The following is a 17,722-nucleotide window of genomic DNA, read 5'->3' on the forward strand; positions in this document are numbered from 1 at the left end:
GCCATGCTTAGAAACCCTCCCTTTCGTAAACTATAGTTATATTTTTATGGGCCTTTTGAAATTGTAGGGCCAACGAATCGTTGGTAGGCGTTTGCCAAAGATAGACCGTTTTAAGTTTGGGAAATTGGGGAAGCAACTCGAACACACCATCTGAAACTTGGGTACCGAAGAGGTTGAGCGATTCTAGATTTTTCAGTGTTAAAAGATGGGCTATGCCCACATCGGTAATCGGATTGCCGCGCAGGTCGAGCCGAACTAAATTTTCAAGCTGGCCTATTTTTTCGAGATGCACATCTTTCACCGCGGCATTGGCCAAGTTCAACCATACGAGCTGTTCTTTGAGTGCGATAAGCATTTGGGCATCGCTCGGTTTGAAACTTCTGCCGCTCAAGCTGAAATTGGCCTCGTAAAAGTGCTTGTCTTCCATTAATCGGTTCATCAAGAAGCCCTTATTTTGAAGGGAATCGATATCGGCAGCGTTCGGTACAGGGGGGATCTTATTGAACACGGTATTCCTATCAAGGCCTAAGTAGTGTATGACCGTCGGAAGAATGGCGTCGTTGGCAGGGAGTTCGGTAACATATCCGTTAGGCAAAGCTCCAGCTTGAATCCAAAAGCCGATAATCTCAACCTCTTCGTCGGATAGGGGTGGTTTTCCCTCGGAGGGCATAAAGTCATCATGGGTTTCGGGAAGGGTTATGCGTCGAAAGAGTTCGCTACCCTCAGGATTTCCTGGCAGCACGGTCTCGTTACTTTCGCCTCCTGCCAATATATGGTTGTGGGAAGTGAGTAGTAAGTCACCCTTTCGCTTTCCTTCATTATGGCAGCTCACGCACTTTCTTTCCATGATCGGTACTACTAAATCAAGAAAGATATCGGCTGAATCAATGACCGCAACTTTTTTTCTAGGTTCTTTCTTAGGAGGCAGTCCCGCCACATTACGCAACGTATTGGGGGCATACTCGAGCAGGTAGGTAGAACCATGGGTCAGATTTCCGCCCAGATGGCCGGTGTACATCAAAAGCACGACTACTAGAACTACCGGGACCCATGTGATATAAGCGCTAAGGCGAAACTGACTTTTAAATAACAAATAGCAGCCTGTCGAAAGGGCCAATAGGGCGATGCCGCTCCACTGGTGCCAAAATAGGGTGTCCGTATCGTAATCACCCGAAAGGGAAAGCAAGTAGCCGAATACTACGGAGAAGAAAGCACTCCATGCACCCAGGGCCCATAAGTAAGGGGTGTAAGGTTTCAAAGTATAAAACTTAGGCCACCGGGTCGCGAGCTGAGAAATACCGGCCATCAGTAAAAACCCAATAGGCAGATGTACCACCATTGGATGGAACCTTCCTAAAAATTTTAGAACGTCGGGAGGGTTTTCAAGAAAGCCGTTATTCAGAACGATAGTCCACTCCATCAACGCTTATTTTAACGGAGTACCTTTAAGTTTCTTGCCATTGGTGGTCAAGAGTTGAAAATGATGCACGTTGTAGCCCATATATTTCCAAAGCAAATTTTTATCCTTATCGATTTCAAATAATTTGATGCCTTCTTTCGCACCATAACTGGCAATAACGGTATGGCCATTGGGTAATCGTTGTGCTCCACATGGGTCGGCAAAAGGTTTTTCATCAAAGTCGTCATTGGTTGCTTTCCAGACCACTTGGCCATCTTTATCAAGTTCGACCACTTTATTGCCATGGGTAAGGGTGACCAAGGTACGTCCATTCTTCAGTCGAATGGCCGTAAAAGGCCAGTTTTCGGCCGCTCTTCCGCCGAGTGCTCCTTTGTCCGTTTTAAAGGTATTCACTACAGTTCCGTCAAGTCGATATTCTTTGACGGCAAAGGCCAATAAATGTGGAACGAGGTAATTACCATTGGCTAACTTTCGGGCCATTCGGGTCTGCATATGCACATTGTCGGTTTCGGGAAGTAGCGGAACACTTTGAACCACTTTCCCCTCTTTATCCACTTCAACGATTCGGGGTTTTGTACCCGATTCGGTTATCATGGTATTTCCGTTTCGAAGCCGAACGGCAGTCCCCAATTCCATGGGGGGTTCGGATTTAGAGTAGGTGAAGATTACCTTTTTGTTCCGATCGTATTCTTTGACCTCGTCGGCCCAACAAATCAGAATGTTTCCATTGTCGAGCACGTAGCCATCGCGGGCACCGGGTTTTTCGGAATCCCAGAGTACCTCATTGGCTTCTCCGATAATTCCGGTGAATTGTGGGCCGGCCATGAAAAAGGAATGGGTTATTTCCTGGGTATTTTGACCCAAAAGGAATAGAGGCAACAACATTAAGGGCACCCACCCCATCTTTATTCTTTTATTCATTGTAATTCTTTCGGTTTCATGCTTACGGTGCCGCAACGCGCAAAAAGCCAATGAGCTGCTAAATTGCAACTATCTGCCTACTGCTACTGCCATTTTTATATGGAACATCAAGCTAAAACATCTTTCATAACGTGACCGTGCACATCGGTCAAGCGCATATCCCGCCCTCCAAAACGAAAGGTCAGGCGTTCGTGGTCGATACCCAGTAAATGCATAATCGTGGCATGTAAGTCGTGTATGGTCACTTCGTTTTCAATGACCCGATAGCCATATTCGTCGGTCTTTCCGAAAATGGTACCTCCCTTGATTCCCGCTCCGGCCATCCACATACTGAAAGCCGAAGGATTATGATCACGTCCATTTGTGCCCTGGGCAAAGGGAGTACGGCCAAATTCCCCGGTCCAGACTACCAAGGTCTCTTCCAGCAGCCCACGCGATTTTAAGTCTTTGAGCAGTCCTGCAATGGGTTGGTCGACGGCATGGGCATTGCGCTCATGGCCCTCGATAAGATTACTGTGTTGGTCCCATCGGTCGGCCTCTACCTTAGGACAGGTCAGTTCGATGAACCGAACCCCACGTTCGACCAATCTTCGGGCGAGCAAACACTGTGCCGCATAGCCTCGGGTATGCGGGTCATCCGAATCCATGCCGTATAATTTTTTGGTGGCTTTCGACTCTGCAGAGAATTCGGTAAGTTCAGGAATCGACGATTGCATCTGATAGGCCAGTTCGTAATTCGATATAGCCGACTCGACGGCATCGACCTGCCCCATTTTTCCGATCAAGCTATTGTCGATGTTTTTGATAAAGCCTAATTTTTTCTCTTGAAGGGCGGTTATGTTTTCTTGAGGCTTGATATTGGCGATAGGCTCGGCACCCGCACGTAAGACGGAAGCTTGGTAGGAAGCGGGCAGAAAACCGTTTTTAAAGTTATCGAGACCGCCCGGAGGAATAAGGCCACCATCCAAGACCACGTAGCCGGGAATATTCTTGTTTTCGCTCCCTAGGCCATAGGTCATCCAAGATCCCATACTCGGTCTTCCTTGAATGCCGCTTCCGGTATGCAGAAAATAATTGGCATTCGTATGCTCGGGAAAATTGGAGGTCATCGATCGTATCAAGGCAATATCATCGACACAGGTGGCAATATGCGGAAACAATTCACTGACAGGCATTCCACATTCGCCATATTGATTGAACTCCCAAGGGCTTTTGAGAATCTTTCCGACATTGTCAAATTGCGTGGCATCTACCTTGAATTTCTGTTTTGGGTCTTCCCCATGTTCTTTTGCGAGCCGCGGTTTGGGATCGAACGAATCTACTTGAGAGACCCCACCGTCCATATAAAGAAAAATAATATTCTTGGCCCTGGGCATATAATGAGGGCCTACGTATAACCCTGAGGAAGAAGTCGTGGTCGCCGACCGACTGCAACCCAACGAAAGTCCACCGAAAAGGGAGGTGAATGCCAAGGCTCCAAACCCCCCTTTACAGATACCGAGCATCTCACGACGTGAGAGGGGGCGTTGCATAAAATGGTCGTACTTTCCCATAATCAGATAAGGTAAATAAATTCCTTTACATTAAAGATGCTATGGCAGAAATCTTTCCAACTATCCAATGCCACGTCTATATAGGGTTCTCCTTCTGCTTCCATCTTTTTTAGGTCTGCCATAAATTGTTCGGCCTGTTGGAGTTCATCGGGCGTAGGTTTTCTAGCAAAGGCATGTAAATAGACCCACTCGATTTTTTGTGTGAAATCGAGATCTTGGGCAAGCAGATGTTGTGCCATAATCTCGGCCTGTTGTGCCACGAAGGGGTCGTTCATTAGCGTAAGTGATTGTGCGGGCACGTTGGTTACGTTACGCTTACCGAAGGTACTGAACGGAATGGGGCGATCAAAGGTAACCATCATCGGCTCCAGAAAATTGCGGCGTACCTCTTGGTAAATGCTACGCCTACCCTCCCCATCGATAGGCCCTGATTCCGAGGGTCGCCCCCGGCCTTGCATGAACTCGGTGAGATAGGTCTTCACCGGTGGGCCGTACAAAGTCGAATCAAGACTTTGCGAAACCGCCAGAATACCGTCGCGGATTGCTTCCGCTTCGAGTCGACGTACTGGAAAAGAGGCCAAATAGGTGTTCTTCGGGTCTTTTTCGGAAAGCATTTCTGTTCTTTCGGTACTTCGCTTAAAAGTTTCCGAAAGCACAATTTCTCGAATTATGTTTTTCATCGACCACCCCCCCTTTTCGAAGCGCAGGGCGAGGTAGTCCAACAGCTCGGGATGGGAAGGCAGTTTTCCCTGCAAGCCAAAATTGTCGACCGTTTCTACGATGCCCTTCCCGAAAAGATGGTGCCAAATACGGTTGACCATAACCCTAGAGGTCAATGGGTTGTCTTCGTCTAGCATCGCTTCGGCGAGTTCAAGGCGGCCACTTTTTTTAGTGGTAAAAGGGGCGTCCCCTTGGGGTAGGACCGATAAAAATCTACGGGGTACCTTTTCTTCCGAAAGATCATTGTGATTGCCCCTATTGAAGATGGGACTATTGATGCCGTATCCCTCGGATATACCGTAAAAGAATCCTTTGGTGAGCAGCTTCTGGCTCAAGTTTTTGCTGCTATCCGCAAGACTGGCCAATTCACGAAAATCACTGGGCAGCTTCCCTTCTTGTAAGGAGCGGTTGAGGTGTGCTACCAAACGGGCCGAAAAGAATGGATTTTTTGGGTCAATTTTGTAAGAATCCAAAGCAGGGAGTGCATCTATTTCCGAAGGCCATTCCGTATCGAAACCGATTGCATACGCCGCTTCGATAAAAGCTCCCTCAGGCAAGCTGTAGTTATGGCCTTGATAGCCTCCGGGCAGAATTTCAATATAGGCCTTGTGGCCTTTCCAAGGGCTGATGTCAAAAGTATAGTGCTGCCAGTTCTGACTATCTACCTTTTGCTCCAATTCACCGTAAATAGGGTTTTGAATCAATTGAAAGTTATCGATGATGATACGGATGGTACTTTTCGAACCTCTGGCTTTCACCCCGATATAATCGCTTTCTAAGATAAAGTTGGGCGATTGAAGGATACCGAAGAATTCGGTGCCAAGGGCTTTGCTGGAAGCTCTTCCTTCATCAAGGGATATCAATTTTTTTGAGGCGGTATCGACGATCGGATTTCCTAACGTGGTGCGCTTCCCAAAAGCCAAGCCTTGGGACGTCCATCCATAAAAATCGGCGTTTCGAAAGTCACCTATGGTGGTGAAAGCGGAAGGCTTCGATGGTTTGATTTTTTCCTCCTTTGCTAAGGTCTTGCTTTGTTCCGCCAGAGTTTCGGGCCACTTTTTAGCGACCAATTGTTTCATATACCGTTGCAGGTCGGCTATTTCCTGTGCCGTATGAAGGGTAGTATCGGTCATGTCGGCTCTAGGACCGAATCTCGAGCTTTCCATGATACCATACAACGCATAATAGTCCGCGGCCGATATGGGGTCGAACTTGTGGTCGTGACATTTGGCACAGGATACCGTTAGGCCTTGAAAGGTCTTACTGGTCACATCGATCATATTGTCGATATAAAGGGCTTCTTCCTGTTTGATATCGACAGGCGAATGTTTGCCTTCGCCCATGGAAAAAAAAGTGGTGGCAATTTGAGACTCCAAGATACCGGTTTTCGGATCGGTACGTTGTTCGATGAGGTCACCGGCCAAGTGTTCCTTTAAAAACTGATCATAGGGCACATCATTATTAAATGCCCGAATTAAATAATCACGATATTTATAGGCTCCTGTAACGGGGTAGTCGAATTCATGTCCCTTGGTTTCGGCATAACGAACGAGATCCATCCAATGTCTTGCCCAACGTTCCCCAAAAGCGGGGGAGTTAAGATAGGTGTCGACCATTGTCTCATAGGCATCTTTTGAAGGGTCGGCCGTAAAATGTTCCACATCGGTAACCGAGGGAGGAAGGCCCGTAAGTAAATAGGAGACCCTACGGATCAGCGAATTTCTATTCGCTGGGGGTGCTTTGGTTAGGTTTTTAGACTCCAATGCCTTGTCAATGAAGGCGTCTATCGAAAGAGTATCGGTAATTTCGGGTTTTAGTTCAGGTGCTATAAAGGCCCAATGGGGTTTCCATTCGGCTCCTTGTGCGATCCATTTTTCCAAAATGGCTTTTTCGCGTGCGCTGAGCTCATAGTTCGAATCGGGCGGAGGCATCACTAGATCTTCATCTTCGTGATTGATACGAACGACCAATTGACTTTTTGAAGGCCTTCCCGGTACGATGGCATGTCCGCCTTCTTTTAAGGCTGCCGTGGCACCTTCGAAGGTGTCGAGCCGAAGGTCGGCCTTTCGGCCACTGGCGTCGGGACCATGGCAGAGATAACAATTCTGCACCAAAATGGGTCGTACATGAAAGTTAAAATCAACCGTCTCCGGAAGGGGTTCGGAGAATTTTTTGGACTCGTTGCAAGACATAAGTGCCAAGACTATGAAACAAACGATACAAAATTTTCCGCGATAAAAAAGCATATTGATATTCCCATTGAGCTCAACTCAAATATAACAATTTAAGCCGAAAGGGCCGATGCGTTTATTTGCTTTGCCAAGTACCTATTTTGTCGCTTGATTGCCTTTGGAATACTGAGGGGCAATAGCTACTTTTAGCGTATGGAGCACATTAAGGTAGGTATTATCGGTATGGGCAGAATTGGGAGACTTCACCTCAAAAACCTGTCTACTAAATTTCACGGAGTCGAAGTGGGAGCGGTCATGAACCCCTCACAGCGAGGCAGGGACTATGCGGCCCGTTACGGGGTGCCTAATCTTTCGGATAACGTCGACGCCATGTTAGACGACCCTAGTATAGATGTAGTGCTGATATGTTCGCCTAGCGCGTCGCATGCAGACTATATAATCAGGGCCGCGGAACGGGGTAAAATCATTTTTTGCGAAAAACCCATCGATATGTCTCTGGACCGTGCTAAGGAAGTGGTGGCAAAAATAAAGGAGGAGAATGCCCAAATGATGGTCGCTTTTAATAGAAGATTCGATCCTGATTTTGCCAAAGTGCAACAAGCCGTTTCACGCGGTGAAATCGGAACGCCCTTGAGCCTACATATTATCAGTCGTGATCCAGGGCCTCCGTCCATAGATTATTTGAAAGAATCGGGGGGACTCTTTCGCGACATGGCCATTCACGATTTTGATATGGCGCAATTTATTATGGGCAGTAAGGTCAATGAGGTTTTTGCCACGGGAGGTTGTTTGATTGACCCGGAAATCGGGAAGATAGGTGATATAGATTCCTCAATGGTCATGCTACGTTTCGAGAATGGCGCTATTGCCGTTATTGAAGATAGCCGCAAAGCGGTCTATGGGTATGATCAGCGGCTTGAAATTTTCGGTACCGAAGGAATGCTCCAGATAAGAAATCCCTATAAGACCAATGTGTATCGCGCTTATGAGAAAGGAACGCGTTCTGATGTGAATCTTAATTTTTTTATGGACCGTTACGAGGTTTCCTACATGAAAGAGATGGAAGACTTTATCGATGCCATAAGGCATCAACGACCGCTACCGATCGATGGTGATCAAGGTATCGAAGCGATGGTTATCGCCGAGGCGGCCTATGAATCGTTAAAGGCGAATCGCCCTGTCAAAGTTGAAAAGTTCAGATAAGTGTCAGCGTTTTGACCAAATCTCATACATAGGCTCACCACGACTATTCTTTCCGGTGTGATGCCAGTCGTCACCCTTCATTTCGTAGTTGAAATTCAGAGTAGCGCCCACTCTGGAGTTATCTCTTGAGAAGTACTCGATGTCTTCTGTATAAACGCCGCTTTTGGCGGAATAATCGCCGCCGCCCGTTCCAAAAAACTGCATCGTATCGGTATTATAGGCAATCCACTGAAAACGACCTTCCTTTAAGAATTTAAGCGTTTTTCGGGGGTTCTCGTCGCCACGACGTTCTTGTCCCTCATCGGGCCCCCGGGTGGCGAAAAGCCACATGCCGTCAAGTACTTGGTTGTTCGAAGCCGCTTTTTCGAAGACAAGTCGAGGGTCGGTATCGAAAATAAGCGTCCCGTTTTCGACTAAAACCGGAATAGTAAGTTCGGTCACCCCGTCATTCTCGTAGGCCGAATTAAATTCCAAGTCGGCTTTTAGGATATCCCCATCGAGTTTGTAAAAACCACCCATGGTCTTATTAAATTCGGGTGGTGCCTCTGAATAGATAGAATGTACGAAATAATTATCGATGACCTTCAATTCATGGCGTTGGCCATCCGCTTCGGCAAAGTACACTCCGGTCTCGATTTGGGCGCTTATGCCTGACATAAAAGCAAGCGTTAGCGAAAGGATAAGAGTAGTGAAAAAAGATAGGGTCTTCATATCAGCTATATCTAGGTTATAAAGATAAATATTATAGGGCTATGTGGGCACCGGAGATGTTAAAGTTTACGTGCGAAATCTATCGGTCAAATCTATTTTTCTTATTTTATCGTAATTTAGGATTGACCCCTTGTTTTTTAAGATATTTTGTTTTCATTTGTCGTATTGTACAGTATGATACCGAATGTCAAATCTTAATTTAGGGATTGAATTAGTTATCGTCTTATTTGAACCATTAATTTAGAGAGCATCCCCTTATATTCCACCAAAACTTTTGTAGCTAACCCGACTCAATGAATACCAAATACATTGATCTTATTGATCAGACCTATTATTTTCCACAGGAAGAGTTCGCCTTGGATGACCAGTATCTACGATTTCACAATATTCCTCTCAACGAGCTTGTAGAGAAATATGGTAGTCCTTTGAAATTCACATATCTACCCAAGATTTCGGAAAATATAGCACGCGCTAAGAATTGGTTTTCCAATGCCATGCAAAAGTATGACTACAAAGGGCGCTACCAATATTGCTATTGTACCAAAAGCTCACATTTTCAGCATGTTCTTTACGAAGCTTTGAAAAACGATATTCATATCGAGACTTCTTCCGCCTTTGATATCAATATCGTTGAAAACTTGAAGCGTGACGGAAAGGTCAAAGATGATACCTATGTACTATGTAATGGTTTTAAAAGGGAACAGTACGTCGAGAACATAGGAAGATTGATCAATGAAGGGCACCGCAATTGTATCCCTATCATCGATAATTATGAGGAAATAGAGTTGCTTTCTGAGGTTATACAAGACGATTTTCAAGTGGGTATACGTATCGCTTCGGAAGAGGAGCCCAAATTTGAGTTCTATACCTCTCGTTTGGGAATCGGTTATAAGAATATTGTGCCGTTTTATGAGAACCAGATCAAAGACAATGACAAGGTCGAGCTGAAAATGCTCCACTTTTTCATCAACACGGGCATTCGTGATAACTCGTATTACTGGAACGAACTATTGAAGTGCCTAAAGGTGTACGTGCGCCTTAGAAAAATCTGTCCCTCTCTGGATAGCTTGAACATTGGAGGTGGGTTTCCGATCAAGAACTCGCTCGCCTTTGAATATGATTATCAATACATGATTGATGAGATTATCAATCAGATCAACATTGCCTGTCAAGAAGCAGAGGTGCCCGTCCCACATATTTTTACCGAGTTTGGTAGTTTTACGGTCGGGGAAAGTGGGGGGTCGATTTATGAGATCCTTTACCAGAAACAACAGAATGATCGTGAGAAATGGAACATGATCGATTCTTCTTTCATCACCACACTTCCCGATACTTGGGCGATTAACAAACGGTTTATTCTACTGCCCATCAATCGATGGCAAGATGAGTATGAACGAGTGTTGCTAGGGGGGCTCACTTGTGATAGTGACGACTACTATAACAGCGAGCAGAATATGAACGCCATCTATCTTCCCAAGTATAAGAGAGACAAGCCATTATATATCGGCTTCTTCAATACCGGCGCCTATCAAGAGACCATAGGTGGTTTTGGTGGTTTACAGCACTGTTTGATACCGCAGCCGAAACATATTCTGATCGATAGGGATAAAGAAGGAGCGTTGACCTATGAACTGTTCAGCCCTCAGCAAAAGGCCGAGGACCTCTTAGAAATTTTGGGGTACGATATGTCAACACGGAATAGATCCAAAAAGAAAAAAACAACTACAGCGGCGAAAGGTTAGCTGCATTAATTTTTAAAAAAAAACTAAATACAAGTAATTCAACAACGATGAGCTATTCAAAGAATTATGCCGGAATTCCGGATGAATTTGCGCAATTGGAAACGGCAAAGATCATTTTGATACCAGTACCCTATGATGGAACGAGTACTTGGGGGAAAGGTGCCGATAAGGGGCCTCGAGCGTTCCTAGAAGCTACTGAGAATATGGAGCTGTACGATATTGAAACCGATACCGAAGTGTACGAGCAAGGTATACATTTGACCGAGCCAATAACCGAAAATGCCTCCCCAGAGGCCGTAGTCAACGCTGTGTATAAAACCACCAAAGATTATATAAAGCGCAACAAATTTGTCACCTTGTTCGGCGGTGAGCATTCGATATCCATTGGAACGATTCGTGCCTTTAATGAATGTTTCGATAATCTTACGGTATTGCATATCGATGCCCATGCCGATTTAAGGGAGTCGTATAATGGCTCGAAATATAACCATGCCTGTGCCGTTCATGAAGCAAGTCAAACGACCAATTTGATTCAGGTAGGCATACGTTCAATGGATGCTATCGAAAAAACCTTGATCGACGAGGAAAAAACATTCTTCGCCCACGATACCGTGAACGACGAATATTGGGTAGATAAGGTTATTGAAGCCATGACGGACAATGTTTTTATCACCTTTGATCTCGATGCCCTCGACCCCTCGATTTTACCTTCCACCGGAACCCCGGAACCGGGAGGTCTTTTTTGGTATGAAACATTGGATTTTTTGAAACAGGTTTTTGAAGAAAAGAACGTTGTCGGTTTCGACATTATAGAACTTTGCCCGAATGCCTCTGATAAATCTTCCGATTTTTTAGCGGCAAAATTGTATTACAAGATGTTAAGCTATAAATTTATGGGTGAAGCTGCCGATGAAGAATACGACAATACGTACGATGTTGATTATAAGGCCGGAAATACTAATTTAAGATTTGACGATGACGAAGAATAAAGGAGCGATTTCAAATTTTATAGAAAACTATTATTTGCATTTTAATGCGGCGGCCTTGGTCGATGCGGCTAAAGGCTACGAAGATCAGTTGAACAAAGGTGCCAAAATGTTGGTTTCATTGGCGGGTGCCATGTCGACTGCCGAGTTGGGCAAGATTTTCGCTGAGGTTATCCGCGAAGACAAAGTGCATATCATTTCGTGCACCGGGGCCAATTTAGAAGAAGACATCATGAACTTGGTAGCCCACTCCCACTACAAACGCGTGCCCAATTACAGAGATCTCACCCCGCAGGAAGAATGGGATCTTCTTGAAAAAGGCCTGAATCGGGTTACGGATACTTGTATTCCTGAAGAAGAGGCATTTCGTAGGTTACAAAAACATATTTTTAAGATTTGGAAAGAGGCGGAGGCAAATGGGGAGCGTTTTTTTCCACATGAGTTTATGTATAAAATGTTGCTTTCCGGTGTTTTGGAAGAGTATTATGAAATCGACATTAAAGATTCATGGATGTATGCCGCGGCGAAGAAGAACATACCGATTATCTGCCCCGGTTGGGAGGACAGTACCATGGGAAATATTTTTGCTTCCTACGTAATGAAAGGGGAACTGAAGGCCACTACCATGAAATCGGGAATTGAGTACATGACTTTCCTGGCAGATTGGTATACCGAAAATTCATCGAATGGCATCGGTTTTTTTCAAATCGGTGGAGGTATAGCCGGGGATTTTCCGATTTGCGTAGTGCCCATGCTCTACCAAGATATGGAGCGTACCGACACGCCTTTCTGGAGTTATTTTTGCCAGATAAGTGATTCTACTACAAGCTATGGATCGTATTCCGGTGCCGTGCCCAATGAGAAGATTACCTGGGGAAAATTAGATATCGATACCCCTAAATATATTATTGAAAGTGATGCAACTATTGTTGCGCCCCTAATTTTTGCCTATCTTTTGAATCTATGAGCAGTAAAAAAAACAATTCGAATTTAAAACGAGTTATAGTAGACTTTAAAAAATTGACTCCTGAAGTTCTCAAACTTTTGGTAGAACGTTACCCCGATGGTTATGACGATCGCAATATCATATCCTTTAAAAATGCACAAGGTGAGCGTGTCGAGGCAGTCGAGGTTTTGACCGACGATACCAAGTATTTGGTCAAGATCAGTGCTAAACTTGAGTACACCATGGAGAACTACGACGAAGAAGACTATGAAGACTTTGCAGATGACGATCCAGAGGCTATTGCCGAGCCCGATCCCGAGGCCTTAGATGACGATGACGAGGATTAATGATTGCATATGCCGTAAGACCACACTTAAAGGGCAACACCGTGATGCCCCCGTTTTTTCCTAAAATTTAGAATGATTTCAAAAGAAATAGAGAACGTAGAGTTGAAGTTTTTAGACCTGAAAGATTATCAGGAACTAAAAACTGCCATGAAAGAGGTCTACAAGAGCTTGCCCGATTCCTATTGGGACGAAAAGCAAATCAGAACGTTGATCAAAATGTTCCCGGAAGGACAGGTGGTTATCAAGGTAAATGGGCAACTGGCGGGTTGTTCGCTATCAATTATAGTCGAATACGATGAGTTTGAAGATAACCATACCTTTCTTGAAATAACGGGTCAGGAGACTTTTAGCACGCATACCGATGATGGCGATACCCTATATGGAATCGACATTTTTATAAAACCTGAGTTCAGGGGGCTGCGATTGGGGCGAAGACTTTATGATTATCGAAAGGAGTTGTGCGAAAAGTTAAACCTTAAGGGTATAGCTTTTGGCGGACGGATACCAAATTATCATCAATACGCTGAGAAACTTTCCCCAAAACAATATATCGACAAGGTGAAACGGAAAGAGATTCACGACCCCGTTCTCAATTTTCAGATTAATAACGACTTTCATCCAGCCAAGATACTAAAGGGATATTTAGCTGGTGATAAAGATTCCAACGAGTTTGCGGTTTTGATGGAGTGGGACAACATCTATTATCAAAAGCCCACGAAGAAAGCGGCTACCAAGAAAAAAGTCGTTCGCTTGGGGTTGATACAATGGCAGATGCGCCCCTATAAGAATCTTGATGAACTTATACATCAGGCCGAGTTCTTTATCGATTCCGTATCGGGGTACCGCTCCGACTTTGCCCTTTTCCCCGAGTTTTTTAACGCCCCCTTGATGGCCGAAAACAATCACCTTCCAGAATCTGAGGCCATAAGGGAACTGGCAAAGCACACCGACGCAATCGTGCAAAAATTCTCGGAGTTTTCCGTTTCCTATAACATCAATATTATAACGGGTAGCATGCCGGAGATGAAGCGTAACCGACTCTTTAATGTAGGTTATTTGTGCAAAAGGGACGGCTCTGTAGAGCGCTACGAAAAGTTACACGTGACCCCCGATGAGGCTAAAATATGGGGTATGCAAGGGGGCAACACTTTAAAGACCTTTGATACCGATTGTGGAAAAATCGGGATATTGATCTGCTACGATGTGGAGTTCCCGGAATTGAGTAGGTTGATGGCCGATGAAGGTATGGACATTCTTTTTGTGCCCTTTTTAACGGATACACAAAACGGCTTTTCAAGGGTTCGTAGTTGTGCCCAGGCCAGGGCCATTGAAAACGAGTGTTATGTTGCTGTCGCAGGAAGCGTAGGCAATCTGCCCAAAGTACACAATATGGATATTCAATTTGCCCAATCGATGGTATTTACACCCTGTGATTTTTCATTTCCGACCAATGGAATAAAAGCAGAGACCACACCCAATGCAGAAATGATTTTGATCGCAGACGTCGATATTGATTTACTCAGGGAATTGAACCAATTCGGAGCCGTACGTAATCTAAGAGATAGAAGAACCGATATTTTTGAACTTAGAAGAAAGAAATAAAACAATTCGCTTCTAAATATTATAAGATACATGGGAGGCCCTGATAATCGTTGTTTAGATGGGTCCGATGTCAAGGTAAAATGTTGGAAATGAGCAATTATGCATGAACTAAAAGTAATAGGTAGCGAAGAATGGTGCGTTTTTGAGCACTTGGGGATCCCCGCCATCAAGGCACGGGTCGATTCTGGTGCGAAGACCTCTTCCATTCAGGCTACCAATATCAAAGTATTTACAAAAGGAACCCAAGAATGGGTGAAGTTCGAGGTCAATCCCTTACAGGAAAATCGCAGTATCGCCATCGAATGCCAAGCCCGACTGATCGATCGGCGTATGGTCAAAAGTTCGTCGGGAATTTCTGAGGAGCGACTTGTCGTTCGAACAGCGGTCACTTTAGGTGCCGACATGTTCGATATCGAATTGACACTTGCCAATCGCGATACCATGGAGTTTCGAATGTTGCTCGGGCGAGAGGCCATAAGTGGACGTTATATGGTCAATCCTGCATTGAACTATCAGGTACAGGATTTTGAGGATAGTGAGGTCAATACAAAATACACCCCCTATTTTAAGGAAAAAACAGGCCTTAAAATAGCACTCTTGGCCAGTAACCCACAGTTATATAGCAACAAAAGAATTATTGAGGCCGCCGAAGCCCGCGGACATGAAATCGTTTTTCTGAACGTAGAACTGGCCTATATGAAATTAGACGCCCATTCGCCAGAAATACGATACCGTGGCGGTAATATCTTAAAGGAATTCGACGCGGTTATCCCGAGGATAAAACCTTCGGTTACTTTTTATGGATGTGCTTTGATCAGGCAATTCGATAATCTTGGGGTGTATTGTCAGAATTCCGCTGAGTCGATATCCCAATCCCGTGATAAGCTTTTTGCCTCTCAATTATTCTCAAAAAATGACATTCATATTCCCATAACCGGTTTTGCCAAATCTCCGATGGATACCAAAGACCTGATCAAAATGGTGAATGGAGCCCCCTTGATTATTAAGCTTTTGGAAAGTACCCAAGGGAAAGGCGTTGTGCTGGCAGAGACCAATAAAGCAGCAGAAAGTGTAATCAATGCCTTTAAAAGTGTAAATACTAATATCTTGGTGCAAGAATTTATAAAAGAGGCCAACGGTCAGGATATCCGTTGCTTTGTGGTCAATGGAAAAGTGGTTGCTTCAATGCAACGACAGGCTGAAAAAGGCGAATTCAGAGCCAATATTCACCAAGGAGGAAGGGCTTCTATAATTAAAATCACTTCAGAAGAACGAAAATTGGCTCAAAAAGCGGCCAAAGTATTGAATTTGGCCGTCGCTGGGGTTGATATCATACGTTCCAATAAAGGCCCTTTATTGCTAGAAGTCAACTCTTCTCCGGGTCTCGAAGGCATTGAGAATGCTACGGGGAAAGATATAGCCAATACTATGATCGTAGCCATTGAAAAGAAGTTACGCGTTCATGTTTAAAATTGGGCGAGTTTAGTTCATGGGGCAAGAAGAGATTCAAAGTGCTTTAGTACCGCATATTTTGACACTAACGAATCGTAGAAAATAGAAGTTTTCTTAGTAAGTTTTATACCATTGCAAGCGGTATGCCTGTAAAGAGGCTGTACGTAATGTTCAGAAAATGACCACCAATAAAAAGAATTCTTATGAAGATTTTAAAATTCCTTTACTTGCTTGTATTCTGCCTAGCTTTTCAGATGGTAGAGGCACAGAATAAAAAGTTTGATGTCGTAATCTATGGGGGTACCTCTAGTGGGGTAGCCGCAGCGATTCAAGCGTACAGAATGAATAAGTCTGTTGTGCTGATCGAGCCCTCAAACCGAATAGGAGGACTTACGACCGGTGGTCTGGGTCAGACCGATATTGGAAACAAACAGGCTATCGGAGGTATTTCCCGCGAGTTTTATGAAAATGTCAAAACGCATTATGACGATCCAGCGAATTGGAAATGGCAAAAGCGGTCTGATTATATTGATGGCGGTCAAACCCGAACCGCCGAAGGAGAGGAGGCCATGTGGACTTTTGAACCCTCTGCCGCACTTCAGGTGTACCATAGTATGATGCCAGAGGAAGGAATAACTCTCGTATACAACGAACGTTTGGATAGGGCATCGGGAGTGCGCAAAAAAGGTGACGCTATTCAATCCATTACCATGGAAAGTGGAAAAAGGTTCTCGGGAGAGGTGTTTATTGATGCCACCTACGAAGGTGATTTGATGGCCACTGCCGGTGTGAGCTATACCGTGGGGCGTGAATCGAATGAACAGTATGGGGAAACCTTGAATGGGGTACAGGCCAATAATATCAACCTGTCGTTAACGGGTCTCGTTTCAAAAAATGCCTTTAACCATAATTTTCTCCCGGGTGTAGACCCTTATATTATAAAAGGCGATCCGTCAAGCGGACTTTTGCCAAATGTGAACGAAAAACCAGGTCTTGAAGGGGAAGGAGACGATAAAATCCAAGCCTATTGTTTTAGAATGTGCTTGACCGATCACCCCGAAAATCGTATTCCCTTTGAAAAGCCTAAAAACTATGAAGAGATAAATTATGAACTACTTCTAAGGAATTATGAAGCACGAAAGGGAGCGGTTCGTGATATGTACAGTTATGGCAATTCGTTACTTCCCTGGATCAATTCGAAAATGCCCAACCGTAAAACCGACACCAATAATAAGTTCGGGTTTTCAACGGACTATATCGGTAAGAATTATGACTACCCCGAAGCCTCTTACGAAGAGCGGGAAAGGATTATCGAAGATCATAGAAACTATCAAAAGGGATTGATGTGGACGCTCGCCAACCACCCAAGAATTCCAGAAGAAGTGCGCAGGGAAGCGTCAAGATGGGGTACGGCGAAAGATGAGTTTGAGCGGCAAGACGGTTGGCAACAACAGCTCTATATTCGGGAGGCACGCCGGATGATAAGTGATTATGTAATGACCCAAAGCAACTGTGAGGGTATAACGGTAGCTGAAGATGTTATTGGGCTTGCCGCCTACGGAATGGATTCTCATAATGTACAACGCTACGTGGATGCCAATGGTTTTGTACAGAACGAAGGAAATGTTGAAGCTCATGGTTTTAAGCCTTATCCGATTAGTTATAGGGCGCTAGTGCCCAAGAAGGAAGAATGCACGAACCTTATTGTGCCGGTTTGCTTGAGTGCGACCCATATCGCATTTGGATCGATTCGAATGGAACCCGTTTTTATGGTTCTGGGGCAGTCGGCCGCGACCGCAGCGGCTATGGCGATCGATTCAGGCCTTGCCGTTCAAGATATTCCATATGGCGATTTACAAAAGAGATTGTTACAGGACAAACAGCGTTTAAAGTGAGCTAAAAGGTATATGGAGCGTGGGTTTTTCAA

At 44.8% G+C, this 17,722-nt stretch carries 13 protein-coding genes; 8 read left to right on the forward strand and 5 right to left on the reverse strand.

Features of this window, described 5'->3' with window-relative positions:
• Positions 1-7: 7 nt before the first annotated feature.
• The 4 genes from F2B13_RS07025 to F2B13_RS07040 form a co-directional block, all read right to left on the reverse strand.
• Positions 8-1,420, reverse strand: a complete 1,413-nt coding sequence (locus tag F2B13_RS07025; RefSeq protein ID WP_149274378.1) for a c-type cytochrome domain-containing protein — start codon at positions 1,418-1,420, stop codon at positions 8-10.
• A 6-nt stretch (positions 1,421-1,426) separates the two neighbouring features.
• On the reverse strand, positions 1,427-2,341 hold the full coding sequence (locus F2B13_RS07030) for a beta-propeller domain-containing protein (RefSeq protein WP_232622902.1): 915 nt from the start codon (positions 2,339-2,341) through the stop codon (positions 1,427-1,429).
• A 107-nt stretch (positions 2,342-2,448) separates the two neighbouring features.
• Positions 2,449-3,894, reverse strand: a complete 1,446-nt coding sequence (locus F2B13_RS07035) for a DUF1501 domain-containing protein (RefSeq protein ID WP_232625201.1) — start codon at positions 3,892-3,894, stop codon at positions 2,449-2,451.
• Positions 3,895-3,896: 2 nt separating this feature from the next.
• On the reverse strand, positions 3,897-6,806 hold the full coding sequence (locus tag F2B13_RS07040; protein ID WP_232622903.1) for a PSD1 and planctomycete cytochrome C domain-containing protein: 2,910 nt from the start codon (positions 6,804-6,806) through the stop codon (positions 3,897-3,899).
• Between the two features lie 192 nt (positions 6,807-6,998).
• On the opposite strand from F2B13_RS07040, the gene iolG reads away from it, so the two are divergent.
• Positions 6,999-8,009: an inositol 2-dehydrogenase gene (gene iolG, locus F2B13_RS07045; protein ID WP_149303842.1), complete on the forward strand. Its 1,011-nt coding sequence runs from the start codon at positions 6,999-7,001 to the stop codon at positions 8,007-8,009.
• 3 nt (positions 8,010-8,012) lie between these two features.
• Here the strand turns inward: iolG and F2B13_RS07050 are convergent, their stop codons facing one another.
• On the reverse strand, positions 8,013-8,666 hold the full coding sequence (locus F2B13_RS07050; protein WP_232622904.1) for a hypothetical protein: 654 nt from the start codon (positions 8,664-8,666) through the stop codon (positions 8,013-8,015).
• A gap of 347 nt (positions 8,667-9,013) precedes the next feature.
• On the opposite strand from F2B13_RS07050, the gene F2B13_RS07055 reads away from it, so the two are divergent.
• The 7 genes from F2B13_RS07055 to F2B13_RS07085 all read left to right on the forward strand — a co-directional run bounded on the left by F2B13_RS07055 (position 9,014) and on the right by F2B13_RS07085 (position 17,690).
• Complete coding sequence (locus F2B13_RS07055; RefSeq protein WP_149274386.1) at positions 9,014-10,462, forward strand: type III PLP-dependent enzyme domain-containing protein; 1,449 nt, start codon at positions 9,014-9,016, stop codon at positions 10,460-10,462.
• A 47-nt stretch (positions 10,463-10,509) separates the two neighbouring features.
• A complete protein-coding gene (speB, locus tag F2B13_RS07060) occupies positions 10,510-11,451 on the forward strand; it encodes an agmatinase (RefSeq protein WP_149274388.1) in 942 nt (313 codons plus the stop codon).
• Positions 11,438-12,415 carry a deoxyhypusine synthase family protein gene (locus tag F2B13_RS07065; protein ID WP_149274390.1) on the forward strand — a complete coding sequence of 326 codons (978 nt, stop codon included), beginning with the start codon at positions 11,438-11,440 and terminating at the stop codon, positions 12,413-12,415. The genes speB and F2B13_RS07065 overlap by 14 nt, the downstream gene beginning before the upstream one ends.
• Positions 12,412-12,741 carry a hypothetical protein gene (locus F2B13_RS07070; RefSeq protein ID WP_149274391.1) on the forward strand — a complete coding sequence of 110 codons (330 nt, stop codon included), beginning with the start codon at positions 12,412-12,414 and terminating at the stop codon, positions 12,739-12,741. Before F2B13_RS07065 ends, F2B13_RS07070 begins: the two co-directional genes overlap by 4 nt.
• A 72-nt stretch (positions 12,742-12,813) precedes the next feature.
• Complete coding sequence (locus tag F2B13_RS07075; protein WP_198439711.1) at positions 12,814-14,343, forward strand: carbon-nitrogen hydrolase family protein; 1,530 nt, start codon at positions 12,814-12,816, stop codon at positions 14,341-14,343.
• 99 nt (positions 14,344-14,442) lie between these two features.
• Positions 14,443-15,813: a 30S ribosomal protein S6--L-glutamate ligase gene (gene rimK / locus F2B13_RS07080; protein WP_149274392.1), complete on the forward strand. Its 1,371-nt coding sequence runs from the start codon at positions 14,443-14,445 to the stop codon at positions 15,811-15,813.
• Positions 15,814-15,998: 185 nt separating this feature from the next.
• Positions 15,999-17,690, forward strand: a complete 1,692-nt coding sequence (locus tag F2B13_RS07085) for an FAD-dependent oxidoreductase (protein ID WP_149274393.1) — start codon at positions 15,999-16,001, stop codon at positions 17,688-17,690.
• The last annotated feature ends 32 nt before the right edge of the window (positions 17,691-17,722 follow it).

This window comes from Pareuzebyella sediminis (assembly GCF_008367235.1).
GTDB lineage: Bacteria > Bacteroidota > Bacteroidia > Flavobacteriales > Flavobacteriaceae > Pareuzebyella > Pareuzebyella sediminis.

Coding starts and splice junctions, on each gene's coding strand:
- F2B13_RS07025 (WP_149274378.1), bottom strand. CDS start 1,420: ATGGAGTGGACTATCGTTCTGAATAACGGCTTTCTTGAAAACCCTCCC.
- F2B13_RS07030 (WP_232622902.1), bottom strand. CDS start 2,341: ATGAATAAAAGAATAAAGATGGGGTGGGTGCCCTTAATGTTGTTGCCT.
- F2B13_RS07035 (WP_232625201.1), bottom strand. CDS start 3,894: ATGGGAAAGTACGACCATTTTATGCAACGCCCCCTCTCACGTCGTGAG.
- F2B13_RS07040 (WP_232622903.1), bottom strand. CDS start 6,806: ATGTCTTGCAACGAGTCCAAAAAATTCTCCGAACCCCTTCCGGAGACG.
- iolG (WP_149303842.1), top strand. CDS start 6,999: ATGGAGCACATTAAGGTAGGTATTATCGGTATGGGCAGAATTGGGAGA.
- F2B13_RS07050 (WP_232622904.1), bottom strand. CDS start 8,666: ATGTCAGGCATAAGCGCCCAAATCGAGACCGGAGTGTACTTTGCCGAA.
- F2B13_RS07055 (WP_149274386.1), top strand. CDS start 9,014: ATGAATACCAAATACATTGATCTTATTGATCAGACCTATTATTTTCCA.
- speB (WP_149274388.1), top strand. CDS start 10,510: ATGAGCTATTCAAAGAATTATGCCGGAATTCCGGATGAATTTGCGCAA.
- F2B13_RS07065 (WP_149274390.1), top strand. CDS start 11,438: ATGACGAAGAATAAAGGAGCGATTTCAAATTTTATAGAAAACTATTAT.
- F2B13_RS07070 (WP_149274391.1), top strand. CDS start 12,412: ATGAGCAGTAAAAAAAACAATTCGAATTTAAAACGAGTTATAGTAGAC.
- F2B13_RS07075 (WP_198439711.1), top strand. CDS start 12,814: ATGATTTCAAAAGAAATAGAGAACGTAGAGTTGAAGTTTTTAGACCTG.
- rimK (WP_149274392.1), top strand. CDS start 14,443: ATGCATGAACTAAAAGTAATAGGTAGCGAAGAATGGTGCGTTTTTGAG.
- F2B13_RS07085 (WP_149274393.1), top strand. CDS start 15,999: ATGAAGATTTTAAAATTCCTTTACTTGCTTGTATTCTGCCTAGCTTTT.